This is a genomic window from bacterium 336/3 (genome assembly GCA_001281695.1).
Lineage (GTDB): Bacteria > Bacteroidota > Bacteroidia > Cytophagales > Thermonemataceae > Raineya.
Window position 1 is genome coordinate 1,421,732 of record LJIE01000001.1, and the last position, 25,536, is coordinate 1,447,267.

Below are 25,536 nucleotides of genomic sequence, written 5' to 3' on the forward strand. Positions count from 1 at the left end.
AAACTTAAAACTCGATTTTGCTTTCCTGCAATGGAGTTTTACTTATCTAATATTTGATTTTGTTTATCTATAATCAATGTTTTTATTCACCAATTAAGATAAATGCTCCCCAATAATAAGGATGAGGGAATTTGGTTCGGAGTTTGGCTTGAGCCAATTTAAAAGCTTGTTTTTTGTTATTGGTTTTAAGCCAGTTATCATAAAAACTAACCATCAATTCTTTCGTAGCTTCATCATCTACTTTCCACAAACTCATCAAAATAGCTTTAGCTCCTGCCACTTTAAAAGCTCTCTGTAAGCCATAAACCCCTTCGCCTGTCTTAATCTCACCTAAGCCAGTTTCGCAAGCAGATAGCACAACCAATTCAGTTTCTCCAAGGTTCAAATTCATGGCTTCTTGAGCCGTTAAAATTCCATTTTCGGTATTGGATGATGTTGCTTTCAAATTGCTTTCTGCACCTGCAAGCATAAGCCCCGAACGCATCAAAACATTTTTTGCAAGTACAGACTGCTTGATACCCATGAGCTTATCTTGGTCATTTTTGCTTTGAACATCAGAAAGAAAATAACCATGTGTAGCAATATGCAATACTTTAGGATTCTTGATACTCTTAATAGATTCTTCCAAAGCATTTTCAGCCATAAATGTTTGAGTCTTGATACCTTTTTTCTTAAACATTTCTTCAATAGCTTCTACTTCTGCTTTTGTGCCAGGAAGGGTAGTAAGAGTAAGCGAACTAAAATCCCTTGTGTTGCTATAAGCCAATGCCAAATCTACATTATCTATTTCAGAAAGAGTATTTTGATTGTTCTTGACACGATTGAGAGCTTGTAAATACTCTTGTTTATCAAGCTGGTAGTTTGGGTATCCAAAAAATATGGCATCTGTAGCTTTATTAGCATTATTTTTTGAAGTAAATAATTCCTTTAAATTGTTAAACAAAACAATTTCAACTTCTTCATTGAGATACTTGTTGGTAGTAGTATTTTTAAGGGTATTCAAACTTATCTGTGTATAAACATGGTCAGGTGATAAATAAACAGTTTTAATACCCTTAATATTTTCAGCGATTTTAGCCCAATATAAGTTATAAGAAAACTTATCTTCTTTCTTATACTTAATGGAATTCAGGAAGTATTTTAAGCCACTTTCTTCCAATTCAAGACCATTATCTAATCTAATAACCTCTGGAGAGCCTTTGGATTTAAGAATCAGAAATGCATAAAAAACTTGATATTTATTTTTCTCATCAACTCCTACCAGTTTTACTACTTCAATAGCTGCTTCATTGGGCAATAACTTTTTCTGTACATCTTTCCAAGAAATATTTTGTAATGTAGTATCTTTTTTGATGTTTAAATGTGTACTTAAAACAGATTCCATCTGCTCTACACGAGCAACTTGCTTTTGAATATTTGCTTCGGCTTCAAATTGAGTACTAATTTGAATTTTATATAGTATGTCTTTTTCTTGTAAATATAAATTGTAGTAATCAGTAATTTTAGAATCAGTGGTATTTTGAATTTTTTTATAAAAATCAGTTTCAGTATTTAGAAGAATAGCTTTGGTAGCCAATCGAAGATTATACAAATCACCCAAAATAGAAATATCCTGTTTGCTGTATTCCAATGCAAAATCAGTAAAAATAGCATATTGACTTTGAAACTTTTCTACAAATTCAGTTCTACCTTTTTCTGACATATAAGGCAGATTTTTACGAATAAGATACATCAACAATTCATTACTTTCTTTGAATAGTTTATTGGCTTCTTTCATATTGCCTGTATCAAAATAGAATTTAGCCAAACCAAATACAGAGTGATAATACAACAAATGTTTATCTCCTAATACTTTTTTTCTAATAGAATGAGCTTCTCGCAAATAATTTTCTGCTAAACTATATTTCTTAATGTGGGTATAAAAAGTACCAGTATTATAAACATAAGAGGCATATTCATTTTGTCTTACATCTTTGTCATTTTTAGAAAGCTCTAAAAGCTTTAAATACATACTTTCAGCTTCGTTATTTCTGGAGGTTTCAGAGTATAATTCTGCTAAACTATTGAGTGTATTGAGATAGAGAGCATTTTTCTCAGAGAGCGTTTTTTTTGTTTGTTTTAAAATCTGCTTATATATTTTTTCTGCTTTGGCATATTCTTTTTTCATGAGATATAAATTTGCCAAATAACTCAACGTACTTAAATATTTTGGATGATTTTCTCCTAGAGATTTTCTTTTTAAATCAAGAGATCCTTTTAAATAGTATTCAGCACCATCTAATCTATTGGTTTGTAAATGTAGAACACCTAAATTGTTTAATACGCTAGCTCTGTTACTAAATTCTTTATTACTGGGAATAGCATCAAGAACTCTTTCTTTTAAAAAAAGTTCAGCCATATTATAGTCACCTATCGCTACAAATACATCTGCATAGTTACTCATAACTGTTAGATGTTGAAGAATATCATATTCAGGTTTTTTGTGATGAGTATCAAAAATATTCAAACTCTGACGATAAACAGATTTAGCTTCGTTATAACGAGCCATGTCTTGTAATAAATTACCCAAATTGCTCAGTGTGATAGCGTAATCGAAAGTTTCTTCTTTCCCTAGTTTTTTTAAAATATCAAGACTCTTTTTATAGGCTTCTTCAGATTCTTTGAAAGAGGTATTCAAATAATACATATTCCCAACCAAATCGAGTGTAGAAGCATACTCAAAGCTGTTTTCTGGTTGGATTTTCAATGATTTTAAGTAATATTCTAAGGCTTTTGGATAATTGCCTTTTTCATAAAAATTACCAGCAAGTTCATTGAGCGAAGAACTCTGATTTTTAGAATTGTTTTTCTCCCTTATTTTTAAACTTTTTAAAAATAAAGTCTCAGCTAATTGATAATTACCTGTACTTTTTTTGAGTCTTGCAAAATTATGAAGAGCTGTTGCATAATCTTCACTTTCTTCTCCATTCTTTTGAGCAACATAAAAACAAGCTTTTTCCATAGCTTCAGAAGCTTTGTCTATTTTGCCTTGATTATAATATCGAACAGCATCCTGATTGAGACTGTGCCAAGTATCAGGTTCTTTGTAAGTCCCTTTTTCTAAAAAGTCTATAGACTCTGTTAGATTACGCATTTTAGCAAAATCTAAAGCTGTTTGTCCTTGACTGTTTTTAATCTCTTTGTCAATTCCTTTTTCTACTAAAATCTTACAAATTTTTGTTTGGTTATTGTATGCTGCATACATCAGGGCTGTATTTCCTGTCTTATCAACCTGATTAACTGGAAATTTTTTACTTAAGAGCAATTGGACAATATCTGTGTAACCATTTTTTGCAGCTTGGTGTAGAGCAAATGTTCCATCTTTAAAGGCTTGATCTAAAGGGATTTTCTTTTTCACCAACATTTCAAAAATCTCTAAATTACCTCTCTCTAGGGCTACTTCTAATAAATTTGTGTCAGAAATTTCATAACCCTTTTTGTTTGTAATAGCTTTTACAATTTCTTTTAAATCATAAAAAGTTGCTAAATAAAGAGGTGTATTTCCATAACTATCTTTCTGATTTACATCTGCTCCATTTTGTATGAGAGAGAGAGCTGTTTCTTCTCTTTTATTGGTTAAAGCATAATACAAAGGACTTTCGTTGAAAAGATGGTCATTGATATTGGCTTTGCTTTTAATAAGATAATTTGTAATATTAGTATGTCCTTTATAAGCAGCCCATTGTAAGGCTGTCCAACCAATGTATTTATTTTCGTAAGGAGAAAATTCTTTACTATCAACAGGTACTTTGTGTTCTTCTACAAAATATTTTAATACATCTAACTTGTTTTCAGCTGTTGCAGTAGCTATGAGACTCCCATAATAACTATCCTTTTTATCGTTTAACCAGATAAATCCATCATCTTTTAAAACTTTAGCACCTTTATTTATTAAAAATTTGATGGTTGTTAAATCCATTTTATAAGTTGCCCACAAAAGTACAGATGCATTGTTCTCGTCTCTGAAATTTACATCTGCTCCTTTAGCAACATAATCTTGTACTTTTGCTAGATTATTTGCTTCAATAGCTTCTAAAAGGTTTTCATTGATTTCTTGTGCTTGCAAACGAGTAGAAATGCAAGTTAATAAAATACATAAGAAAACAAGTTTTATAAAGTGCATAAGATAATCTATTATATTTTAAAGTTGGAATCCTAAAACTGTAATATCATCAATTTGGTCATAATAACTATCTTTTTTCCATAAATATAAGGTTCTTAACATTGTATCATGTTGCATTTGGATATTAAATGTTTGAATATCTACTAGCATTTGTTTAAACTGTTTAGTTCCAAATTTTTTATTATGTGTTCCTCCAAACTGATCTTTATAACCATCAGAAGCCATATAGAAAGTCATATTCTTCTGAACAGAAACATTATGTAGGAGAAATTCTTCATCATTTTTATGTGGATTTCCTACAGATGTTTTAGCAGACTCCAAAGTGTATAATTGGTTCTCATGTGTATAATATAATGGAATACCAGCACCTGCAAATTGTAACATAGATGTGTTTTTATCATAAACACATATTCCTATATCCATTCCATTAATGATTTTAGTTTCCTCTGTATGCAAATTAGTAAGCAAATCTTGATGAACATGCTGTAAAATTATATTAGGCTGATGAATTTCTTTATCATGAATAACACTGTTAAGTAGGTTATTACCCATCATACTCATCAGAGCACCAGGCACACCATGTCCAGTACAATCTGCAACTACCACAATTATTTTAGAGCCTTTGTCAGCTACCCAATAAAAATCTCCACTGATAACGTCCTTTGGCTCCCAAATGATAAAATGCTCTTTTACAAGTTTATTCAATTGTTCTGGTGTAGGTAAAATAGCCTGTTGAATAGTCAAAGCATAGTCGATACTATGCAATAAATCTCTTGTTTTAAGTTCTATTTCCTGATTTTTTTGAGAAATAGCCTTGTTGGCTTGCCCTAAACTTTCAAGTGTGGTATTAATTTCCTCATTTTTCCTTTCAAGCTCTTCATTTGCCTTTTTGAGTTTGATACTATTTCTATATATCCAAAAACCACCAAAAGCTACAATAATCAAAAACAAAATACCAATTACTCGGATAAACTGCTCTTTTTCTAATTGAACTTGTAAAGCTTTGTTTTGCAAATCCTTGTCTTTTAAGTCGGAACGGACACGCATTTGCGAAATTTGCAACATACGTTGATTACTAAAAACACTATCTCTAATTTCTTGTCTTTTTTTGTAAAAAAAATAAGCTTGTTCTGTAATATTCTGTTTTTCATAAAGTTCAGTAAAAAACTCATATATATTACTTTCCTGCTCTCTATTTCCTATTTGTTTGGCAATATTTAAAGCTATTCTCAAAACACTATCAGCGTCACTAAATCTTTTAGTTCGGATATAAACTTTACCTATATCCTGTAAAGAAGCAACTTTTCCAGTAGCATCATTATTATTCATAGCCAAGGATAAAGCTTCTTTATAATATTTGATAGCATCTGGATATTTTTTTTCAATAGTAAGAATATCTCCAATCCTATTTAATGAGGCAGAAATATCTGTTTGAGATTGTAAATTTTTACGAATAGTTAAAGATTTTTCTGCATAATCATAAGATGTTTTATATTCTTCTAACTTTTGATAAGCTTCACTCAAACGAATATAGGTATAAGCTTCTCCTTTTTTATCTTTCAAAGAAATAAATATATCTTTGGCTCTTTGCATGAACTTGATACCCTCAGTAGGATAGTTAGTCAGCCTCAATAAATCACCTAAATTATTATTGGCATAAGCCATTTCGAGTTTATTATTATATTTTTCGGCAATTTGTAAAGCTTCCGAAAATCTGCGTTCTGCTTCAGGATAATCACTAATATTTCTGTAATAAACTCCACGATGATTGTTGAGCTTGGCTAAAATGGCTTCATTTTTGAGTTCTTTTGCCAAATACAATGCTTTTTGGCTGTATTCAAAGGATTGACTAATATTGGAGTTACGTACTAACCAAGCATACTCAACAAGAGCATAGAGTTGAACACTATCCTTCTCTGGATGAGTATTTAATAAATTACTGAGACTGTCCAAAGCTTTTTTGCTTTGGGCAAAATGATGGAGGGGTAAAAGAATAAATATATATAATATGAATGCTAGACGCATCATCAAAAATGATTGTAGTTTTTACAAAAAAAGTAATAAAAATCTAATCAAAATTATTATTTAGACGAAATATATGAAAAAAACGTTGAAATACCTAAATTTACACCTTAAAATACCCAATCATTATATCAAACTATTAAAGTTAGTGAAAAAAATGTCTTTCCCTGCAATTTTATTAAACAGTATAGCTATATTCTTAATGTTTTTTTTGTGGGGTTGTGCAAATCCAAAAGGAATAACAGGAGGAGCAAAAGATACATTAGCCCCAAAAGTTACTAAAATCCTTCCAGCCAATAAAACCACCAACTATACAGGTAAAGTAATAATTCTTGAATTCAGCGAATGGGTGAAAATAAACAATCTTCAAAAAGAGTTAATCATAACTCCTTCTATTACGGGTAATTACAAAGTGATAGATTCTAAAAAAACAATTGTATTGGAGTTTGAAAAACCTTTTAACCCTAACACTACTTACACACTAAACTTTGGAAAGGGGATAGGTGATGTAACAGAAAATAATACTGTAAAAGATTTAAAAGTAGTTTTTAGTACAGGTGATAAATTGGATTCATTACAAATCGCAGGAAATGCTGTTTACCCATTAGAAAACACACCAGCATCAGAGTGTACAGTATGGCTTGCCCTTGCTGATGATACTCTTAAGGTAGATAAGCATCGCCCTTATTATACTACCCAAACAGATAAAAATGGTAACTTTAAACTGCAAAACCTAAAGGCAGGTAAATACTCACTTTATGTGTTTAAAGATAATAATAACAATAATATCTTAAACCCAGAGCAAGAGGCTATAGGATTTTTAACAACTGATGTGGAGCTTTCTTCAAAAAATATAGATTCTTTAAAGCTTTTGCTCTCTGTTTCTGATAAAAAAGCCAGCAAACTGCTCAGAATTCGACCATCTAATTCGCAGGTAGATAGAGCTTTTATAGATTTTAATAAAGGTATTTCTAACATTAAAATAGAAAGTGAACCTAAAATCGCTTATCAAGTCTCGAATAATGGTAAAGAAGTGGTTTTGTTCAATACACCTAAAGTATATGATTCGTTGAGCCTTAAAATAATAGCTACGGATTCTTTAGACAATATTACAGAAATAGAGAAAAAAGTATTGTTTCCAAAGGAAATTAAAAGTTCTAAACCCAAAAAGGAACAACTGAAAGTTCAAATATTCAATAAAAGTGAGGGTGAGGGTGTAAACAATACATTTATTTTGGAACTTCTTTTCTCAAAACCTATTGCTAATGAAGATCTTAAGAAAATACGCTTCCAAAAAGATAAAGATAGTATTACATTTATCGAATTACAAGCAAATGAATATCGTTGGGATGAATATAAAACCAAGTTAAGTATCGAAAAAACAATTAAATTTAAAGAAGAATTAAGAGTGTTTGTAGATTCTATGGCTTTTGAGAGTGTGGAAAAGGATTTTTCAGGCAAATTACTGCAAAAATATCCAATCAAAAACCCAATTCGTTTTGGTACCATCAAACTCGATTTGGAAACCAAAGAACCCAACATAATTGTGGAACTTTTAGATGATAAAAGTAAAATAGTAAGGCAATTGAAGTCTCCTTTAAAATCAAAAAGTATTGTTTGGGACTACTTAATGGCTAATACTTATGTAGTTCGAGTAATTGTAGATAGTAATAAAAATGGAAAATGGGATGCAGGAGATTTTGAAAAACGCCAACAACCTGAAAAAGTAATTTATTACACCAAAAAAATTCCACTTCGTGAAAACTGGGAGATTACAGAGAAATTTATAGTAGAATAAAATAACCTAAAAATAATTATATGAACTTTACACTGCCCGATGGCAATAATTTGTACTACGAAGTACATGGCAACTCAGAAGCCGAAACAAGTTTACTATTTTTAGGTGGGCTTTCGCAAACAACCATAGCTTGGCATGCTTATATCCCTGCTTTTAAAGATAACTATCAAATCCTATTAGTAGATTTGATGTTCCAAGGGCAGTCTGATAACCCCGCCAATTTTAGGAGTTTCCAAGAACATGCTCAAGATATAGAACACCTCTTGAATCATCTTGCTATTAAAAAATTGATTCCTATAGGAATTTCTTATGGTGGGGCTGTCATCATGCGTTTGATGCATTATTTTCCTCAAAAAATACAAAAAGCAGTTTTAATGGCTACTTTTGCTCATAAAACACCATTTTTTGATGCTATAGGAACATCTTGGCAAAGAGCTTTGGATACAGGAGGCTATTCTTTGATGTTGGATGTCATGCTTCCATTTGTATTGGGTAGGCATTACTTTCAAAATCCTCTCATTCCAATAGAAATGCTCAAACATATGCGAGTTTCTAACGATTTGAGTGTTGATAGATTAAGTAAACTCATGATGGCTACTGCTATGAGTGATGATTTTCGAAAAGAGTTAGAAAATATTCACATTCCTACATTGGTTGTGTGTGGTTCAGAAGACTTATTATGCACTCCCGAGATGCATCATAATATTGTAGAATCTCTACCTAACGCTTCTTATGTTGAAATTGAAGATATAGGGCATACACTTAATTTGGAAGCTATCCCACAAACTATTTCCTTGATAAAAGATTTTATACAATAATTAAATCATAAGTTCTTTTATGAATCTTCAGAACATTCTTTACAAAGTAAACATTACAGCTACATCTGGCTCTACAAACTTAGAAATTGAGGCTTTACACTTCGATTCTCGCCAAATAAAGCCAGATTATTTATTTATTGCTACTAAAGGTACACAAACAGATGGACATGCCTACATCCAAAAAGCAATTGAGAATGGTGCTTTGGCTGTTCTCTGTGAAGATATGCCTGATATAATACAAGAAGGTATCACATACATCCAAACCCCTGATAGTTCTGAGGCTTTGGGAATTGCATCAACCAATTTCTATGAAAATCCTTCTCAAAAACTTAAATTAGTGGGTGTAACAGGCACAAATGGAAAAACTACCAATGTTACACTTTTGTATAATTTGTTTCGTGGTTTGGGTTATTCAGCAGGAATGCTCTCAACTGTAGAGAATTATATCAATGATAAAGTTGTTCCAGCTTCGCATACCACGCCAGATGCCATTCAGCTTAACGCATTACTTGCTGAAATGGTGAAAGCTGGCTGTCAATATTGTTTTATGGAAGCCAGTTCCCATGCAATCGTACAACGCCGAATAGCTGGTTTGGAGTTTGCAGGGGCTGTTTTTACAAATATTACTCATGACCACCTCGATTTTCATGGCACTTTTGATAATTATATCAAAGCAAAAAAAAGATTGTTTGATGATTTGCCTAAAACAGCTTTTGCCCTTGCCAATTTTGATGACAAACGTGGTGCTGTGATGCTACAAAATACCAAAGCCAAACGCCAAAGTTTTGCTCTCAAACAACCCGCTGATTTCAAAGGAAAAGTTCTAGACAATACTTTACAAGGTTTATTGATAGATTTTGATGGTGAACAAGTCTGGTGTAAACTGACAGGGATGTTCAATGCTTACAATCTCTTGGGTGTTTATGGTTCAGCCATTCTCTTAGGAGAGGAAAAAGAACGTATTTTGCCAATTTTATCAGCTCTTTCAGCGGCAAGAGGCAGATTTGAGCAAATTATGGATACCAAAGAAAGAGTAGGGATTGTAGATTATGCACATACCCCAGATGCTCTTGAAAATGTGCTACAAACCATTCAAGATTTAAGAAATCCACATCAACAAATTATTACAATTGTTGGAGCAGGAGGTAACAGAGATGCTACCAAACGTCCTATCATGGCTGAAATAGCCTGTAAGTATTCAGATAAAATAATTTTAACATCTGATAATCCTCGTAACGAAGATCCTATGCAAATTCTTGCTGATATGCAAAAAGGAGTGAGCATTACACAACGTAAAAAGGTTTTAGTAATTGAGAACAGAAAAGAAGCGATTGAAAAAGCTTGCGAACTTGCTCAAAACGAAGATATTATCTTGCTTGCAGGAAAAGGGCATGAAACCTACCAAGAAATACAAGGTGTAAAATACGATTTTGATGATAAAAAAGTATTGGGAGAAGCTATGAATAAAGATTAGTTTCTATCCAATCAACTTCTAAATTTTTGAAAATAAAGAATATGAAAAAGATTTATCAAGCTATTAAGTCCCAAAATATACAAGTAAATCATGTATGTGAGGTGGGCGTGTATTTGCCTGAAACGTCCAATGTGATAGATTTTATAAAAGATAATGTAAAAACCACCTTAGTAGAAGCTGATCCCATTATTATAGAAAAAATAAAAAAGTACTTTGCTGATAGAAATAATATTGAATTGGTACCTGTAGCAGTTTGGGATACCAATGGTACTCTACAATTCTCAAAAGCTCAATCTTCTACATTTGCTACAGAAATTGGAAACAGCCCTGCTGTAGTAAATGATAAATTTAAAGTAGAAGAACACGAAACTTTTGAAGTACCTTGTAAAGTTTTCTCGGAAATAGATGCAGGAAATATAGATTTGCTGAGTGTAGATACAGAGGGTTGTGAGTGGTATGTGATAAAACACCTTAAAAGCAAGCCCAAAGTTATCTCCATAGAAACACATGGAAAGTTTTATGTCAATCCATTTATCAAAGAAATAGAAGAATGGGCAAAAACGAACGGTTATGTTGTTTGGTATAAAGATGGCTCAGATACAGTTTTTGTGCAAAATAGTATTTATACTCCTTCCGTTTTAGATAAGCTTTCTTTATGGTGGAGAGAGTTTAGATTAGTAGCAAGAAGGCTGAAAAAGTACTTTAGATAAAATTATGAAAAATGTTTTTTATGTATTGATGATAGCATTATTGCTATCATCTTGCTATGGTGTCAATGAAAGAACAAGCCATATAGGGGCCCTATCAAGTCTATGTTTGCCTGACTCCATAGAATTCTTCTTACAAAAAGAATATTCGGTAAATATTTTACCAGATAAAAATTGGATAGATGAGTGTAATAATTTCAAGAATCAACCTTTTCCATCAATAGTTATTTATTTTGATGAACCCCCAAAAGAATTAGTGGGTATAGCAGAAGATTTTTATTCTGTTAGATATGTTTATAATCCCAACATTAGAAATCAAATTTTAGACGGTTTGGATAGTGATTTAAGTGATAAGGAAAAAAAAAGAATACTAAAACGTGTTCAGTTAGCTTTAATTAAGTATCAATGTGAGAAAGGTAAAAAGAACGCTATGGATTATATAAAAAACGAATTGGAATAAATGGCAAAATTTAAAACACCCACCTCACCCAAACGCCATTAGCACTGATGCTTACTTTTTCAAGAACTTTCTGAATTTGAGAGCCATTTTTTTGGTGAGCAAATACCATTCCTACATCAAATACCAATAAAAAAGCACCCTGTAATACCAAAGATTTCCCAAAACCCGAAAGCCTTTCAGGGAGTTTTTGTGTGTTTTTAGCTTTCTCCATCAAGAAAAGGCCCGTCATGATGTAGCCTGTATCCAATCCAGCATTGATAAGTAAGATTTTCTGTATTTTGTGGTGCTGATTGATAGTTTCTTGCCAGCCCGTATATTCAGGATGGTAAGCATCATACAAACTAAAGCCAGCCAAACCCAAGTTTACTACATTCCAAGCCACATTCATTTGATGAAAGTATTTACTTTCGCCTTGAGCATTGGTAAGTGCTATCCCACTAAAAATCATGTTGCCGCCTGCCCAACTACCCAAAATCCACATACCTGTTTTATTGGTTTGGATATATTGTTTATAGATATTCTGAAAATCAGTGTTGTTATCAATATTTTGAGCCAACAATAGAGATGAAACAAACATCAGAACAAAAACCAAAAAAGACCTGACTTGGAAAGAAAAATTCATAGAGATAAGAGTTTTATTTTTGAATGAACATTTAAAAAGAGAGCATTGTTTATTTGTTTTTTTTAAGAAAGCGTTAATTTTGCCACTTGATATTGCTGTACTTTCAAATTTTGAAGAAAATGTCTGATAAAAACAAGAAAATAACGCCAGAAGAAGCTAATTTGCAAAAAATTATTTCTCATGCCAAAGAATATGGTTTTGTATTTCCAAGTTCTGAAATTTATGATGGTTTACAAGCCGTTTATGATTATGGGCAAAATGGTGTAGAACTGAAAAATAATCTCAAGCAAGTATGGTGGAAAGCCATGACGATGCTCAACGATAATGTAGTAGGGATTGATGCAGCCATTTTCATGCACTCAACTACTTGGAAAGCTTCAGGGCATGTAGATAGTTTCAATGACCCAATGGTTGATAACAAAGATTCTAAAAAAAGATATAGAGTAGATCACCTTGTTGAAGCAAAAGCTTATCAGTATGAGGAGCAAGGTTTTCCTGATAAAGCTCTTGCTGTTATTTCAAGCATGAACCAAATGCTTGAAAAAGAAGATTTTGAAGGTTTAAGACAATTGCTCATAGATGAAAAAATAGTTTGCCCTATTTCTGGTACATCCAATTGGACAGAAGTACGTCAATTCAATTTGATGTTCTCTACTCAAATGGGTTCGGTTGCTGAAGAATCTGATAAAATTTATTTACGCCCTGAAACTGCACAAGGAATTTTTGTAAACTTCCAAAACGTTCAGCAGACAGGCAGAATGAAAATACCTTTTGGAATTGCTCAAATTGGAAAGGCTTTCAGAAATGAAATTGTAGCAAGACAGTTCATTTTCCGTATGCGTGAGTTTGAGCAAATGGAAATGCAATTTTTCTGTCGCCCAGGTACAGAAATGGAATGGTATAACTTCTGGAAAGAAAAACGCCGTAATTTCTTGTTAGCCATTGGTTTGCCTGCTGAAAAACTTCGTTTCCACAACCACGAAAAATTGGCTCATTACGCCAATGCAGCTTTGGATATTGAATATGAATTCCCTTTTGGTTTCAAAGAATTGGAAGGTATTCATTCTCGTTCTGATTTTGATTTAAAACAACATCAGGAGTTTTCTAAAAAGAAACAACAATATTTTGATGAAGAAATTGAAGACAAAGAAAAACAACGCTATATTCCTTATGTAGTAGAAACTTCGATAGGAGCTGATCGTTTGTTTTTGGCTATACTTTCTAATGCTTACACCGAAGAGGTTAAAATCAATGCCAAAGGTGAAGAAGCAAAACGTATTTTACTCAAATTGCACCCTGCTATCGCTCCAGTGAAAGTAGCTGTGTTTCCTTTGGTTCGTAAAGAAGGTTTACCAGAATTAGCAAGAGAAGTTTTTGAAAGTTTACGTTACGACTTTAATACAATTTATGAAGAAAGAGGAGCTATTGGAAGAAACTACACTCGTATGGATTTAATCGGAACACCTTTCTGTGTAACCATTGATCACCAAACACTTGAAGACCAAACTGTAACCCTTCGTTATAGAGATACAGCAGAGCAAATTCGTATTCCAATATCGGAACTTCATGCTAAAATAGCTCATGAGGTTTCTTTGAAAAGAGTTTGGGAAAAAATGTAAAAGAAACAAAGCCAAAAAGCCATTCTATTCAGAATGGCTTTTTAGTTTAAATAATCTTCATCCAATTCATTTTTTATAATTCTAAAATACCAAACAGGTAATAAAATATTTGCTAAAATCAGAGCAAACATCAATATAGAAGGATAGAAAGAATTAAAAAGCCATAAAGCAGATAGAATGGCAAGAAAAATGGCATATTTCTTTTTGGCAGGTGTAAAAATTCCTAAGAGTTTACTTAAAATCAGGCTGATAACTTGCCAAATAAATATAATACTAAAGATAACAAGAAGAGTAGTAGGATAGATGGCTGCTACAATAAAACAGCTAAGAAGCACTACATGCACCCAATAATCAATAACTCTAAAATTCACGTTAATTCAAAGAAATAGGAATGATTGGTAAACCGTGTGAATGGAACATTAGAGGCTGGATGTCATATTTCATCCAATCATACAAGGGAAAACCCTGCATCATTTCAATAATTTCTCTTTCTTCTTCAGCTGCTGCAATAATCCAAAGTTGTGTACGGTCTAAAGAAAGGGAATAGCTAAAAATTGTGTTATCAGCCATGAGTCTATCTACATGCGAACGTTGCTTAGGAATGAGTTTCACAAATTCATTGTCTAAGTATTCCGGCAAACGTACAACAATCATAAATTGACTCATAGTTGTATTCTTTTTTGAAAGGTAAAATATAAACCCCATAAATCCAAATTTTTTAATTTATTTTGTCTTCTATTATGCCCTATAATTATGTTTAATCATTGGATCCAAAAAATTCAAGAACCCACACCCATTGCTCCATTACTTGTTTTTAGAATATTCTTTGGAGCAATGATGATCTTTGGAACACTTCGTTTTATGTGGTTGGGTTGGATAGAAGACCATTACATAGAACCAATATTTCATTTTAAATATTGGGGTTTTGAATGGATAGAGCCACTTTCTAAAACAGGCTTGTATGTGGTTCATATACTGATGATTTTAGGAGCTTTGGGAGTAATGTTTGCAAGTAAATTACTTTATAGAATTTCAGCTATTACACTTTTTATTACATTCACTTATACAGAACTCATAGACCTCACTTATTATCTAAACCATTATTATTTTGTAAGTTGTGTATGTTTGCTTTTAGCCATATTGCCACATCAGGTAGCCCAAAGTCTTCATGATTTTAAAACAGGAGTTGTACCAAGATGGGTAATTCTGATTTTTAAACTACAAATTGCTTTTGTATATGTATATGCAGGTCTTGCTAAAATCAATTATGATTGGCTTATTTTGGCGTTACCTCTTAAAATATGGCTACCAGCCAATAGTTCTATGCCTGTCATTGGTGAAATATTCACATGGAAAATTACACCATACATATTTTCTTGGTTTGGAATGCTGTATGATTGTTTGATAGTGTTTTTTTTAGCTTATCGAAAAACAAGAGTGTGGGCATACATTACAGTCATTATTTTTCATTCGCTTACAGGTTTGTTATTTCAGATAGGTATATTTCCTTTGGTTATGATGGGAGGAACACTTATATTTTTTGACTGGAGCAAATGGACTCAAAAACAAAACTTTCAACCCATAGAAAAGCTTAAAACTTTAACTTTTTATAAAGCTTTTTTAGGTGTATATTTTCTTTTTCAGATATTATTTCCTTGGCGGTTTTTATTGTATGATGAAAAATTATTTTGGACTGAACAAGGCTATCGGTTTGGATGGCGAGTAATGCTGATGGAAAAAGCGGGAACAGCTACTTTCTATGTAAAAAACATCCAAACAGGTAAAGAAACTATGGTGGATAACCGAGAGTTTTTAAATGCTCATCAAGAAAAACAGATGGCTATGCAACCAGATATGATTCTCCAGTTTGCTCACTTTTTGGGAAAATATTATGAGAAACAAGGTTTAGGGACACCACAGGTAAGAGTAGAAGCTTATGTAACACTCAATGCTCGACCAAGTGCTTTACTCATAGACCCCAAAATAGATTTGATGAAAGAAAAAGATACTTTCAAAACTAAAAAATGGATTATGCCTTATCCTTATTAACTTTCTTTTTTTTGCCAAACAACTTTAGAAAAGATTCTAAAAACCAATTCCTTTCTACTTTAATCAATTTGCTAATGACTGTATCTGCTCCCTCTGAAAGTATTTGAATATCTTTGATGAGTTTTGTGAAATCTTGATGCTCTTTTGTTTGAGAACTATTTTGCATTTGAGCTAGATTGTCAAATACTCTTTTAAGTGGGTCTAATTCTCTTTTTTTGCGTTCTCTCAAAATACATTTACTGACTATCCATATATCTTTTTCTGCCACAAAAAACTCCCTTCTTTCACCCACAATAATTTCTTTATAAACCAAACCCCAATCAATGAGTTCACGAACAGTCATGTTTGTATTACCTCTTGAAATTTGGAGTTTTTCCATAATATCTTCTGTGGACAATGGCTCAGAAGATACCAATAATAATGCGTGTATCTGAGCCATTGTCCTACTGATTCCCCACGAAGAGCCCAATGTCCCCCAAGCTTGTATAAATTGCTCTTTTGCTTCTAAAATCTCCATAAATTTATTTATTCAAAGTTTGATAGCTAATGATATAGTAAAATATTCCTAATACATATCCAAAAAAAATCAAAAGACTTAAAGTATCAGTACGTTTGGAAAGAGAATCATATATGATAATTATAATAGTAGCAATCAATAATGTAACTAAGTATATTTTATGTAAAAATGTTAATTTCTTTGTAAAAATATGAGTTGCCAAACTAATGATTTGCCATGCACCTAAAAGGGGAAGTAAAATGACTGTCAAGGATATAATCATCAAAATAGATTGCACAATACAATCTATTTTCTTAAAACGATTCATACATCATTTAAAGTTTTATAACTAACATAAGCATAAAAAATACCCATTACATATCCTGATATAATCCATACAGTAAAGAAATGTTCTCCAGCACTAAATAAATAAATCGATGAAATCATGAATAAAATAATAGGAGCAAGTATCATTAAATAAATTTTATGCCATTTACTCAGTTCTTTTTTGTAAGCATGTACACCCAAACTACTCAATTGCCATAGACCTAAAGCAGGTAGAAGAACCATCATATAGGCTATAAAATAAAATGTAAGAGGTGCTAAAATGCATAATACCAGCAATACAATCTGTATAATGAAATCTATTTTCTTAAAATCTTTCATGCTTGTTGAGGTGTAGTTTTAAGGGTTTTATAGCTAACAAACATATAAAATAATGCCATTGAAAAACCTAATACAACACCAGCTTGCATTAAAGTTTCAGCAGAAAAAAATGCAATGATAATACTTGTAATAACAGCAATCATAAGTACTACTAAGTAAATTTTGTGTAATGAAGTGAGTTGTTTGTTGTAAGCATACATACTCACACTAATAATTTGCCATAAACCCAATATAGGCATGGTTATCATCCAGTAAATTATAAACCAAGGACTAATTGCCAACGGTAACCAACAGATGAGCAATAAAATAACTTGAATGGGTAAATCTATTTTTTTGAAACGAGTCATAATTTTGTTGAAATTTATAATTTCCTTGTTTTAAAAGTAATATATAAATAAAATAAGGCTAAAACAAAAGCTGTGAATATACCTGTCCAAAAGATTGGTGCAGTAACATTTTTATTGAGTATAACAATCACAAGAGTATAAATACTAACCAATCCCAACATAACTTTAATATATAATCTGTGTAATCGTGTTAGTACGTTATTTCGATTGTGCATAATAACACTAATAATTTGCCATAATCCTAATAAAGGCAAGGTGTACATCCAAAGCATCATCATCATAGGGCTGATGGCTAAAGGCAGTAAGCATAGTAGTAACAGAACAATCTGAACTGGAAAATCGATTTTTTTGAAAGATTCCATAAGCATTTAAGATTTAGAGATAAGAGTATGTATAATTTCGGTTGGAGTATTGGAAATAAACTTAAAGCCTGCATCTAAAAGCCTTTTAGGATAGACCCAACGACTTTTTAAAACAAGTTCGGTTTCCGTACCCAAAAGCCAAGAACCTATTTTGAGCATCCAATGAGCAGTTGGCAAGCCAAAAGGTATTTTGTAGGCTTTTCTGAGTAGTGTCATAAAATCTGCATTGCTGATAGCTTCTGGAGAAGCTAAATTAAATACTCCATCAAGATGAGTATTTTCAATCAAAAAGTCAATAGCTCTACAAACATCTTGGTCATCAATCCAACTGATTTTTTGTTTTCCAGTTCCCATTTTACCACCCAAACCCCATTTTGCTAAATTGGCATAATAAGGAAAAGCTCCACCTGAATCCCCAAATACAATAGACATACGTAAGGCAATTCTTCTGATATTAGAAGGAATAACAGGTTCAAAAAAAGCCTTCTCCCAACTGGTAGCCACACTTACAGAGAAACCAGAACCAATTTCTCCTCCAAACTCATCCATAGGTTTGTCTTCTGCATGCCTGTAAATAGTGCCTGTACTCGAATTGAGCCAAATACTTGGAGGGGTCTTACATTTTGAAATGGCTTCAGCTACAATTTTTGTAGAATCTAAACGAGAGGCAAAAATCTCAGCCTTATTGGTTTCATTGTATCTGCAATTCACAGATTTGCCAGCCAAATTGATAACAGCAGTAGCATTTTCTAAAGTATTCGCCCAATCACCTAAGTTTTTACTGTCCCAATGAGAAAATGAAGCTCCTTGTGGTAAATTTTTAGGGCGATTTCTTGAAACTATGTGTACTTCATCTTTTTTGTCAAGAAAATATTTTGCTAAAACTATTCCAATATAGCCACTTCCACCAGTAATAACGATTTTTCGATTCATAGTATTCAATTTTTTATACAAGTATAAAAAATCTTTCTAAACTTTCAAAAAAAAATGAAACATATTTTCATAAAAAAGGCACTTAATAATCTTAAGTGCTTTTTCAGATGTGTTAAACTTAAACGCTTATATTAACTTTGTTTTTTCTCTTTCTCTTTTTCTTCAGGCTTAGGTTCGTTTTTCTTTTCCTGCCCTCTGATTTTGGCACTTTTTTCTACACCGCTTACTATTTCGATATTGATACCATCCGAAATACCTGTTTTTACTATTTTCTTAGTAAATACTTGAGGCTCTTTTTCTATATATACGTAAGCAGTATCACCTTTAAATTCTACCCAGCTTTCTTTCAAGGCTAAAATATTTTCTTTTTTCTCCAGCACAATATCAGCATTGGCACTATAACCAGCTCTTAAATAATCACCTTCTTTTAAAAGAATTTTAGCTCTAATATTAAATTTGATAGCTCCTTCTTCATTTACGCCTTTAGGTGAGATATATTCTAATTCAGCTTTAAAAGTTTTGCCTTCTACAGCACCTACTTGCAAATCTAAAACCATTCCTTCTTTAAGCTTTCCTACTTCTGATTCGTCAATTTTACCTTCAAAAACAAGACTGTTCATATCAGCAATAGCAGCAATGGTTGTACCTTCATTGAAATTACTTCTTTCAATAACAGAACTACCCACTTTTACAGGTACATCCAAAATAATACCATCTACAGTAGAATAGACATCATTAGAAACACCTCCTGAGCGTTGTACAGCTCCTTGCTGGGTAAGTCCTAAGTTTCTTTGAGCAGCATTCAAGGCTTCTTTACGAACATTTAAGTCTGTTTCGAAGCGTACAAATTCCTGATGAGAAATTACTTTCTGGTCATATAATTTTTTATTTCGTTCAAACTCTATCAACGAATTTTGATAGTTGATGCGAGCAGTTTCCAAATTGTTTTGAGCTGTATTGAGCGTAAGCTGATCTCTATTTAAACCATCTAAATTGGGTACAAGTTTTACTTTGGCAATCAATTGTCCTGCTTTTACAGGTTGCCCAGCTTCTACATACAGAGCCTCAATAACGCCTGAAACAGAGGGTTTTACTTGTACTTCTTTACGTGGTGTAATAGAGCCCGTGGCAACTGTTTTTTTGATAATAGTAGTACTAAAAGGTTTTTCTACAACATAAATTGTAGGGTTTTTCTTAGATTTTTGATAGAAATAATTGATGAGCCAGCCAGAAATAGCTACAAATAAAACAGCTGACGCAATATACATTACCTTCTTCATGGTTGTAAATTTTATGCTTAAGTTAGAAAATGATATAATCTTTAATTTTTACTTGATTATTCTTCACTGAGAGCCACTACAGGTCTAACACTGGCTGCTCGTTTGGCAGGAATTAAACCTGCAAGTGTACCTGAAACAACCAATGTAACAGTTGCAGCAATAGCTGCTTGTAAATCTACTTCTGGATTGCTGAAAAATGGTCCTTCTGCTCCAGTACTGTTGACAAGTTCCAAAACACCAATTCCCCCAATAAGTCCTACATAACCTGCTAAACTCGTAATGACGATAGATTCTTGTAATATAAGTGAGATAATGGACATAGGTGTTGCACCTAAAGCTTTTCGGATACCTATTTCTTTGGTTCTTTCTTTTACGACTATGAGCATAATGTTACTTACACCAACCACACCTGCTACAATTGTCAGGATACCGACAAACCAACTAAATGCTCCAATGATGAAAAACAAACCTTGTACTCTCTGAAATTCTTCTTCTACATTGGCAGAACCAAATGCTTTTACATCATCAGGATGGACATAATGCCTTTTGGCTAATAAACTTTTTACTTTTGTTTCTATAATTTTTGCAGGAACGCCATCTTTGGGGGTAAGAGCAAAAAAATGTACTGTATTCAGCTGATTGAAGGTATATTGTAATGTTGTACTAGGCAAGAAAATAGTCTCTGCTTCTTGTTGGGCATCATCTCCTTTAGCAACACCTTTAAAAACACCTACGACTTTAAACGAAACGCCTTTGACTTTAATATATTGCCCCATTGGATTTTCACCATCTTTGAATAACAATTCCTGAACACGTTTTCCAATCACACAAACTTTTCTTCTGTCTTTGATGTCCAAATCGTTGATAAAACGACCATCTGTGATAATAGTAGGTCTTACTTTGGTATAGTCAGGGTATTCGCCAAACACACTAAAAGAAGCACTTTTTGTATCTCGGTTCACTGTAAAAGAACCAAATAATTGGTTTCTGGGAGCTACCACGCCCATTTCAGGAATTTCATTTCGGATGGCAAAAACATCATCATTGGTAAAACGAATAAATCTGCCTGGTTTTAAGCCTTTGTATTCAATACTTGTTCTTTGAGACCAAACGAAAACAGCATTTTTAGCAATATCAAATTGTTTATTCACACCATTTTCAAAGCCTTTTCCTGCTCCCAAAAGAATTACAAGCATGAAAATACCCCAAGCGACACCGAGCATCGTAATAATAGTACGTAGTTTGTTTTTACGAATGGTATGTAAAATTTCTTGCCATTTATCTATATCAAACATCTTTGTATATAATTTAAAAATAAGTAATTATTCTGCTCTAAGAGCTTCAATGGGTTTGATATTGGCTGCACGCATTGCTGGAAAAAGCCCTGCTAAAGCACCTGCAATGACTAAGATAAGCGTTGCGGTAATGGCTACACTTATATTTACTTCTGGACGGCTAAAATAACTTACTTCTCCACCATCCATTTCTACTTTTTCAATCAGGGATCTAATAAGTTCTAAAATACCTACACCTAACAGTAAGCCAATATAACCAGCCATAGAGGTGATAAAAATAGATTCTTGAAGCACTAGGCTAATAATAGACCAAGGGGTAGCTCCAATAGCTTTTCGGATGCCGATTTCTTTGGTACGCTCTTTTACAATGATGAGCATGATACTACTAACACCTACAATCCCAGCGGCAAGGGTTCCTAAGCCTACGAACCAAACAATTGCTGCAATTCCAGTAAACAACCCCATTGTTCGTTCATATTCCTCTTGGTTGTTGTTAATGCCTATAGCTTGTTTGTCTTTTGGGTCAAATTTATATTTATCTGATAATAATGTTCTGATTTGGTCTTCTACTTCTTTGGCTGGCACACCTTCTTTGGCTGCAATACCTACCAAATGAATTCTTTTTTGAGGATTAAAAGTAGCCTGATAAGTTGTAAATGGCATATAAATCCTTTCTTCTAAACGACCATTACCACCTTTTCTTGTAAAAACCCCCACAACTTTAAAATGAACACCTTTGATTTCAATATATTCGCCAATAGGGTCTTTATCACCAAATAAAATATTTTTTACACGAACGCCAATAACTACGATTTTACGCTTTTCATCCATATCAAGGTCATTGATGAAACGTCCATTGATGATTTTTTCGCCATTGAGTTTGAAGAAGTTGTAGTTTGAACCATATACTTGGAAGGAACCATTTTTGTTTTTATAATTAATGGTAAACTCACCCCACAGACTATTACGAACGCCTATAAAATCTATGTTATTCATTTTATTTTGAGCTGTTTCATAATCTTCATTGGTAAAGAAAATTTCTCTCCCTGGTTTTAATCCTTTGTAAGGAAGGGTTGTTTTGCCTCTCCAAACCCAAATACTGTTTACAGATTCTCCAGCAAATTCTCGTTTTACGCCATTTTCCATGCCTTTACCTACTCCCAAAAGGAAAACAAGCATAAAAATTCCCCAACCTACACCCAAAGCAGTAAGAAAAGTCCGTAATTTATTTTTTTTGATGGTGGCAAATATTTCCTGCCATTTATCTGAATCAAACATAAATTGTAAGTTTTTGATAGTTTAAAGGTAATTCTATGCTTCTATTTCAAGAGTAACCTCTTGTGTTTTTTCTACCAAACCATCTCTTAGACGAATAAGTCTTTCTGTTTGGTCTGCAATATCTTTTTCGTGGGTTACAATCACAACAGTCATACCTTTACTATGTACATCTTTGAAAATGTTCATGATTTCATGAGTTGTTTGGGAGTCTAAGGCTCCAGTAGGCTCATCAGCCAATATGATTTTAGGTTGTGTGATGAGAGCTCTTGCAATGGCTACTCTTTGTTTCTGTCCACCTGAAAGCTCATTGGGTAAATGATGAGCCCTATCAGCTAGCCCTACCTTTTCTAAATATTCCATAGCCATTTTATTACGTTTGCTACGGCTTATTTTTTGATAGTAAAGAGGTAGGGCTACATTTTCAAGGGCTGTTTTGAAAGCTATCAGGTTGAAGGATTGAAAAACAAAACCAATAAACTGATTACGATAGTAAGCTGCTTTAGAAGCAGTAAGGTTTTTGATGAGCGTTCCGCCCAAATGATATTCACCTTCATCGTAATCATCTAAAATTCCTAAAATATTGAGCAAAGTAGATTTTCCAGAACCAGAAGAACCCATGATGGATACTAGTTCACCTTCTTTTACATCAATGTTGATTCCTTTGAGTACATGCAAGCGATTATCCTTACCAATAGGGTAGTACTTGTGTAAGTTTTTAATATGTATCATAGTAAGAAGCGTTTAAAAATATATATCAATCTTGGTACCACAATAGACAACTTATGTTTGCAATAGGTTGCAGGCATTTTTGTTTTTTTTTCAAAAAAAAAGTGTTCATAAAGGGACACTTTTTGAATTAAATTCGGACACTTTGCTTATATCACGGTTTTTACCTTGTTTTTAAGCAAAGAGAATGTTATTTTTGTTTGCCTTTATCATTCCATCATGAAGAAAAAACTCATAATGTTGTCTTTTATTGTGAGCATCATCTTAATGTTTATTAAGTTTGGTGCTTACTTCTTGACAAATTCTAATGCTATTCTTACAGATGCCCTCGAAAGCATTATCAATGTAATTGCCTCTGGATTTGCATTCTATAGTATTCATTTGGCGTCTCAGCCTCGCGATTTTGAACATCCTTATGGGCATGGAAAAATCGAATTTTTTTCAGCAGGTTTTGAGGGTGCTTTAATCATGATTGCAGCATGTGTAATTTCATGGGAAGCTGTTCAGAGTTTTCTATACCCAAAAATACTTGTTGAAATGCCAATTGGGCTTGCTTTAATAGCATTTACAACACTTGTAAATGGCTTTGTTGGGTTTTTACTTCAAAAATATGGAAAGAAATATGATTCCATTACCCTCATTGCTGATGGAAAACACTTGACGAGTGATGCAATTAGTAGTTTGCTTTTGGTAGTGGGGATAGTCTTAATTATTATTACAAAAATCACATGGATAGATGGTATTTTGTCTGTTATTTTTGCATTTATCCTTCTTTATCATGGTTACCAATTAGTTAGAAAATCGGTGGCTGGGCTGATGGATGAAACGGATAGAACTTCTATTGAAGAAATATTAAAAGTTCTTTTGGTAAGCCGAAAAGATATTTGGATAGATGTTCACAATTTGAGAGTACAACATTATGGCTCGAATTGGCATATAGATTGCCATTTGACTTTGCCCTATTATCTGGATTTAAGGCAAGTACATGATGAAGTAGAAGGTTTTAGAGATGTGGTAATTGAACATACAGGCAAAGAAGTAGAGATTTTTATTCATGCTGACCCTTGTTTGCCCCCTGCCAATTGTGAGGCATGTCATTATACAGAATGTGCATTGAGAGAACTGAAATATATCAAAAGCCCTGAATGGACAGTAGAAAATTTAGTAAAAGATGCTAAGCATTTTAGGAAGGTGTAAAGTGAAACAAGAATACCTCACATAGCGAAAACTCTATCTAGTAGCGAAATTAATATAAAAATCGTAAAAGTTACTATTATTAACATACCCATTTTTATTGGAAAAATATAACATCTAACGAAATCATCTCTAACTATTGAATCAATAAGTTTTTCAATATCCTTACTAGTAAAATCTTTAAAGTAAAAATTATATCCAAAGCTCGTCCTGATTTGGTATTTATCATTTATTTTACTTTCATTATTCATGATATAATTTCTCACATTTAAAAAGCTACTCATGTTATTGACGGTTAAAATAATGAAAAATATTATCTGAGCGACTATGCTAAACAGCAATGAATAATTTGAGTTTTTCGTAAGAAAAAAAACTAGAATATTTGTAATAAATATCAGCGTAATAATCACTCTATACTCAATTATTGCACTAAATACATTATAGTTTTTTAATTTCATTATTTTTAATGAAAAAAATCTTAGGTTTCTAATTCTGCTTATCCCAACGAGCATACCAGCCTCTTACATCAAAATGGACGGTTTGTGACCAAGGATAACGTCCAACACCTCCTTTGTCTTTGATAATGGTGTTTTCCAGTAAATCTAAAATGATTTTTTTGTCTGCTTTTTCAGTTTTACCGTTTCCATCTACATCTGCAATATCAATATCTACAGCCATGCCATGTGTATGCAGGCTGCCTTTGGCTCCTCCAACTTTGTCATTGAAGTTGGGATAACGAAAACCATCATCAATTTTGAATTTAGGCTTATAACCTTTTGATTTCAGAGCTTTTAATAAATCCAGAAATCGATAAAGTAATTTAGGGTCGAGTAATAAATATTGAATATGTCCTGCTTGTAGGTTTTCTAAATTTTTCTTGGCGTATTCATCATCAGGCAAGAAGTCTTGTACCCTAAAAGTACCTACAAGGTACTTGAAAACATCCTTGCCTTTGATGATATAAAATGTTCTGTATGCGTATAATTGAGGTATTAAACCTGCTTTTTCAATATAGTTTTTATCAAGTTGTTGATAATTTACTTGTTTGAAACTTGCCAAGACTTTGTCAATAGCCTCATAACTTTCTACAGGTTTTTGTTTGGTGGCTTTGTCATAAAGTTCTGCCAAAGAAATTTCTTTTGGTTTTTCTTTTTTACACTGTGTAAAACCAATAAAAAAACAGATAAATAGGACTGAATTTTTTAAGAATTTCATAGTTAAAAAGTAC

25 protein-coding genes are annotated in these 25,536 nt (G+C 32.7%); 8 read left to right on the forward strand and 17 right to left on the reverse strand.

The annotated features are described in order from the left end of the window. Positions 1–82: 82 nt before the first annotated feature. Complete coding sequence (locus tag AD998_06760; protein ID KOY85883.1) at positions 83–4,162, reverse strand: hypothetical protein; 4,080 nt, start codon at positions 4,160–4,162, stop codon at positions 83–85. A gap of 18 nt (positions 4,163–4,180) precedes the next feature. After that, positions 4,181–6,190 (reverse strand): hypothetical protein, encoded by a 2,010-nt coding sequence (locus AD998_06765; GenBank protein KOY85884.1) that lies wholly within the window; start codon positions 6,188–6,190, stop codon positions 4,181–4,183. Positions 6,191–6,341: 151 nt separating this feature from the next. Between AD998_06765 and AD998_06770 the strand changes: the two genes are divergently transcribed. The 5 genes from AD998_06770 (at position 6,342) to AD998_06790 (ending at position 11,441) form a co-directional block, all read left to right on the forward strand. Next, the gene (locus tag AD998_06770) at positions 6,342–7,982 is read left to right on the forward strand and encodes a hypothetical protein (GenBank protein KOY85885.1); all 1,641 of its coding nucleotides are present in this window, start codon (positions 6,342–6,344) and stop codon (positions 7,980–7,982) included. A gap of 20 nt (positions 7,983–8,002) precedes the next feature. Continuing rightward, positions 8,003–8,800 (forward strand): alpha/beta hydrolase, encoded by a 798-nt coding sequence (locus tag AD998_06775; GenBank protein KOY85886.1) that lies wholly within the window; start codon positions 8,003–8,005, stop codon positions 8,798–8,800. Positions 8,801–8,819: 19 nt separating this feature from the next. Further along, positions 8,820–10,274 (forward strand): UDP-N-acetylmuramoylalanyl-D-glutamate--2,6-diaminopimelate ligase, encoded by a 1,455-nt coding sequence (locus AD998_06780; GenBank protein KOY85887.1) that lies wholly within the window; start codon positions 8,820–8,822, stop codon positions 10,272–10,274. A gap of 107 nt (positions 10,275–10,381) precedes the next feature. Continuing rightward, complete coding sequence (locus AD998_06785) at positions 10,382–10,984, forward strand: hypothetical protein (protein KOY88094.1); 603 nt, start codon at positions 10,382–10,384, stop codon at positions 10,982–10,984. Between the two features lie 4 nt (positions 10,985–10,988). Beyond that, on the forward strand, positions 10,989–11,441 hold the full coding sequence (locus tag AD998_06790) for a hypothetical protein (GenBank protein KOY85888.1): 453 nt from the start codon (positions 10,989–10,991) through the stop codon (positions 11,439–11,441). 10 nt (positions 11,442–11,451) lie between these two features. Here AD998_06790 and AD998_06795 read toward each other — a convergent pair whose 3' ends face one another. Further along, the gene (locus tag AD998_06795) at positions 11,452–12,033 is read right to left on the reverse strand and encodes a hypothetical protein (protein KOY88095.1); all 582 of its coding nucleotides are present in this window, start codon (positions 12,031–12,033) and stop codon (positions 11,452–11,454) included. 149 nt (positions 12,034–12,182) lie between these two features. Here AD998_06795 and AD998_06800 point away from each other — a divergent pair, with 149 nt between their 5' ends. Beyond that, positions 12,183–13,682, forward strand: coding sequence for a glycine--tRNA ligase (locus AD998_06800; GenBank protein ID KOY85889.1), 1,500 nt, complete (start codon positions 12,183–12,185; stop codon positions 13,680–13,682). A 41-nt stretch (positions 13,683–13,723) separates the two neighbouring features. On the opposite strand, the gene AD998_06805 is transcribed toward AD998_06800, so the two are convergent. Together AD998_06805 and AD998_06810 are read right to left on the reverse strand one after the other, a co-directional pair. Beyond that, on the reverse strand, positions 13,724–14,053 hold the full coding sequence (locus AD998_06805; protein KOY85890.1) for a hypothetical protein: 330 nt from the start codon (positions 14,051–14,053) through the stop codon (positions 13,724–13,726). 1 nt (position 14,054) lies between these two features. Continuing rightward, positions 14,055–14,348, reverse strand: a complete 294-nt coding sequence (locus AD998_06810; GenBank protein ID KOY88096.1) for a hypothetical protein — start codon at positions 14,346–14,348, stop codon at positions 14,055–14,057. An 87-nt stretch (positions 14,349–14,435) separates the two neighbouring features. Here AD998_06810 and AD998_06815 point away from each other — a divergent pair, with 87 nt between their 5' ends. Next, positions 14,436–15,731 (forward strand): hypothetical protein, encoded by a 1,296-nt coding sequence (locus tag AD998_06815; protein ID KOY85891.1) that lies wholly within the window; start codon positions 14,436–14,438, stop codon positions 15,729–15,731. Here the strand turns inward: AD998_06815 and AD998_06820 are convergent. From AD998_06820 to AD998_06865, 10 genes are all read right to left on the reverse strand, one after another. Next, the gene (locus tag AD998_06820; protein KOY85892.1) at positions 15,712–16,248 is read right to left on the reverse strand and encodes a transcriptional regulator; all 537 of its coding nucleotides are present in this window, start codon (positions 16,246–16,248) and stop codon (positions 15,712–15,714) included. The two genes, AD998_06815 and AD998_06820, sit on opposite strands and share 20 nt — an antisense overlap. A 4-nt stretch (positions 16,249–16,252) precedes the next feature. After that, the gene (locus AD998_06825) at positions 16,253–16,555 is read right to left on the reverse strand and encodes a hypothetical protein (protein ID KOY85893.1); all 303 of its coding nucleotides are present in this window, start codon (positions 16,553–16,555) and stop codon (positions 16,253–16,255) included. Then, positions 16,552–16,893, reverse strand: coding sequence for a hypothetical protein (locus AD998_06830; GenBank protein ID KOY85894.1), 342 nt, complete (start codon positions 16,891–16,893; stop codon positions 16,552–16,554). The genes AD998_06825 and AD998_06830 overlap by 4 nt, the downstream gene beginning before the upstream one ends. Then, positions 16,890–17,240 carry a hypothetical protein gene (locus tag AD998_06835; protein KOY85895.1) on the reverse strand — a complete coding sequence of 117 codons (351 nt, stop codon included), beginning with the start codon at positions 17,238–17,240 and terminating at the stop codon, positions 16,890–16,892. Before AD998_06835 ends, AD998_06830 begins: the two co-directional genes overlap by 4 nt. Before the next feature lie 14 nt (positions 17,241–17,254). Beyond that, positions 17,255–17,608 (reverse strand): hypothetical protein, encoded by a 354-nt coding sequence (locus AD998_06840; protein ID KOY85896.1) that lies wholly within the window; start codon positions 17,606–17,608, stop codon positions 17,255–17,257. Continuing rightward, on the reverse strand, positions 17,609–18,535 hold the full coding sequence (locus AD998_06845; protein ID KOY85897.1) for a hypothetical protein: 927 nt from the start codon (positions 18,533–18,535) through the stop codon (positions 17,609–17,611). A gap of 131 nt (positions 18,536–18,666) precedes the next feature. After that, positions 18,667–19,815, reverse strand: coding sequence for an RND transporter MFP subunit (locus tag AD998_06850; protein KOY85898.1), 1,149 nt, complete (start codon positions 19,813–19,815; stop codon positions 18,667–18,669). A 56-nt stretch (positions 19,816–19,871) separates the two neighbouring features. Beyond that, on the reverse strand, positions 19,872–21,110 hold the full coding sequence (locus AD998_06855) for an ABC transporter permease (protein KOY85899.1): 1,239 nt from the start codon (positions 21,108–21,110) through the stop codon (positions 19,872–19,874). A 27-nt stretch (positions 21,111–21,137) separates the two neighbouring features. Further along, a complete protein-coding gene (locus AD998_06860) occupies positions 21,138–22,388 on the reverse strand; it encodes an ABC transporter permease (GenBank protein KOY85900.1) in 1,251 nt (416 codons plus the stop codon). A 33-nt stretch (positions 22,389–22,421) separates the two neighbouring features. Continuing rightward, entirely contained in the window at positions 22,422–23,117 is a 696-nt protein-coding gene (locus AD998_06865) for a hypothetical protein (GenBank protein KOY85901.1), read from the reverse strand. A 216-nt stretch (positions 23,118–23,333) separates the two neighbouring features. Between AD998_06865 and AD998_06870 the strand changes: the two genes are divergently transcribed. Then, complete coding sequence (locus tag AD998_06870; GenBank protein KOY85902.1) at positions 23,334–24,311, forward strand: cation diffusion facilitator family transporter; 978 nt, start codon at positions 23,334–23,336, stop codon at positions 24,309–24,311. A 17-nt stretch (positions 24,312–24,328) separates the two neighbouring features. Here AD998_06870 and AD998_06875 read toward each other — a convergent pair whose 3' ends face one another. Together AD998_06875 and AD998_06880 are read right to left on the reverse strand one after the other, a co-directional pair. After that, a complete protein-coding gene (locus AD998_06875) occupies positions 24,329–24,766 on the reverse strand; it encodes a hypothetical protein (GenBank protein ID KOY85903.1) in 438 nt (145 codons plus the stop codon). A 28-nt stretch (positions 24,767–24,794) separates the two neighbouring features. Further along, complete coding sequence (locus tag AD998_06880) at positions 24,795–25,523, reverse strand: hypothetical protein (protein KOY85904.1); 729 nt, start codon at positions 25,521–25,523, stop codon at positions 24,795–24,797. Positions 25,524–25,536: the final 13 nt, after the last annotated feature.

Bases quoted from the DNA above. Each gene is read 5' to 3' on its own strand.
- AD998_06760 (KOY85883.1), bottom strand. From the start codon at position 4,162: ATGCACTTTATAAAACTTGTTTTCTTATGTATTTTATTAACTTGCATT.
- AD998_06765 (KOY85884.1), bottom strand. From the start codon at position 6,190: ATGATGCGTCTAGCATTCATATTATATATATTTATTCTTTTACCCCTC.
- AD998_06770 (KOY85885.1), top strand. From the start codon at position 6,342: ATGTCTTTCCCTGCAATTTTATTAAACAGTATAGCTATATTCTTAATG.
- AD998_06775 (KOY85886.1), top strand. From the start codon at position 8,003: ATGAACTTTACACTGCCCGATGGCAATAATTTGTACTACGAAGTACAT.
- AD998_06780 (KOY85887.1), top strand. From the start codon at position 8,820: ATGAATCTTCAGAACATTCTTTACAAAGTAAACATTACAGCTACATCT.
- AD998_06790 (KOY85888.1), top strand. From the start codon at position 10,989: ATGAAAAATGTTTTTTATGTATTGATGATAGCATTATTGCTATCATCT.
- AD998_06800 (KOY85889.1), top strand. From the start codon at position 12,183: ATGTCTGATAAAAACAAGAAAATAACGCCAGAAGAAGCTAATTTGCAA.
- AD998_06810 (KOY88096.1), bottom strand. From the start codon at position 14,348: ATGAGTCAATTTATGATTGTTGTACGTTTGCCGGAATACTTAGACAAT.
- AD998_06815 (KOY85891.1), top strand. From the start codon at position 14,436: ATGTTTAATCATTGGATCCAAAAAATTCAAGAACCCACACCCATTGCT.
- AD998_06820 (KOY85892.1), bottom strand. From the start codon at position 16,248: ATGGAGATTTTAGAAGCAAAAGAGCAATTTATACAAGCTTGGGGGACA.
- AD998_06825 (KOY85893.1), bottom strand. From the start codon at position 16,555: ATGAATCGTTTTAAGAAAATAGATTGTATTGTGCAATCTATTTTGATG.
- AD998_06830 (KOY85894.1), bottom strand. From the start codon at position 16,893: ATGAAAGATTTTAAGAAAATAGATTTCATTATACAGATTGTATTGCTG.
- AD998_06835 (KOY85895.1), bottom strand. From the start codon at position 17,240: ATGACTCGTTTCAAAAAAATAGATTTACCCATTCAAGTTATTTTATTG.
- AD998_06840 (KOY85896.1), bottom strand. From the start codon at position 17,608: ATGCTTATGGAATCTTTCAAAAAAATCGATTTTCCAGTTCAGATTGTT.
- AD998_06845 (KOY85897.1), bottom strand. From the start codon at position 18,535: ATGAATCGAAAAATCGTTATTACTGGTGGAAGTGGCTATATTGGAATA.
- AD998_06850 (KOY85898.1), bottom strand. From the start codon at position 19,815: ATGAAGAAGGTAATGTATATTGCGTCAGCTGTTTTATTTGTAGCTATT.
- AD998_06855 (KOY85899.1), bottom strand. From the start codon at position 21,110: ATGTTTGATATAGATAAATGGCAAGAAATTTTACATACCATTCGTAAA.
- AD998_06860 (KOY85900.1), bottom strand. From the start codon at position 22,388: ATGTTTGATTCAGATAAATGGCAGGAAATATTTGCCACCATCAAAAAA.
- AD998_06865 (KOY85901.1), bottom strand. From the start codon at position 23,117: ATGATACATATTAAAAACTTACACAAGTACTACCCTATTGGTAAGGAT.
- AD998_06870 (KOY85902.1), top strand. From the start codon at position 23,334: ATGAAGAAAAAACTCATAATGTTGTCTTTTATTGTGAGCATCATCTTA.
- AD998_06875 (KOY85903.1), bottom strand. From the start codon at position 24,766: ATGAAATTAAAAAACTATAATGTATTTAGTGCAATAATTGAGTATAGA.
- AD998_06880 (KOY85904.1), bottom strand. From the start codon at position 25,523: ATGAAATTCTTAAAAAATTCAGTCCTATTTATCTGTTTTTTTATTGGT.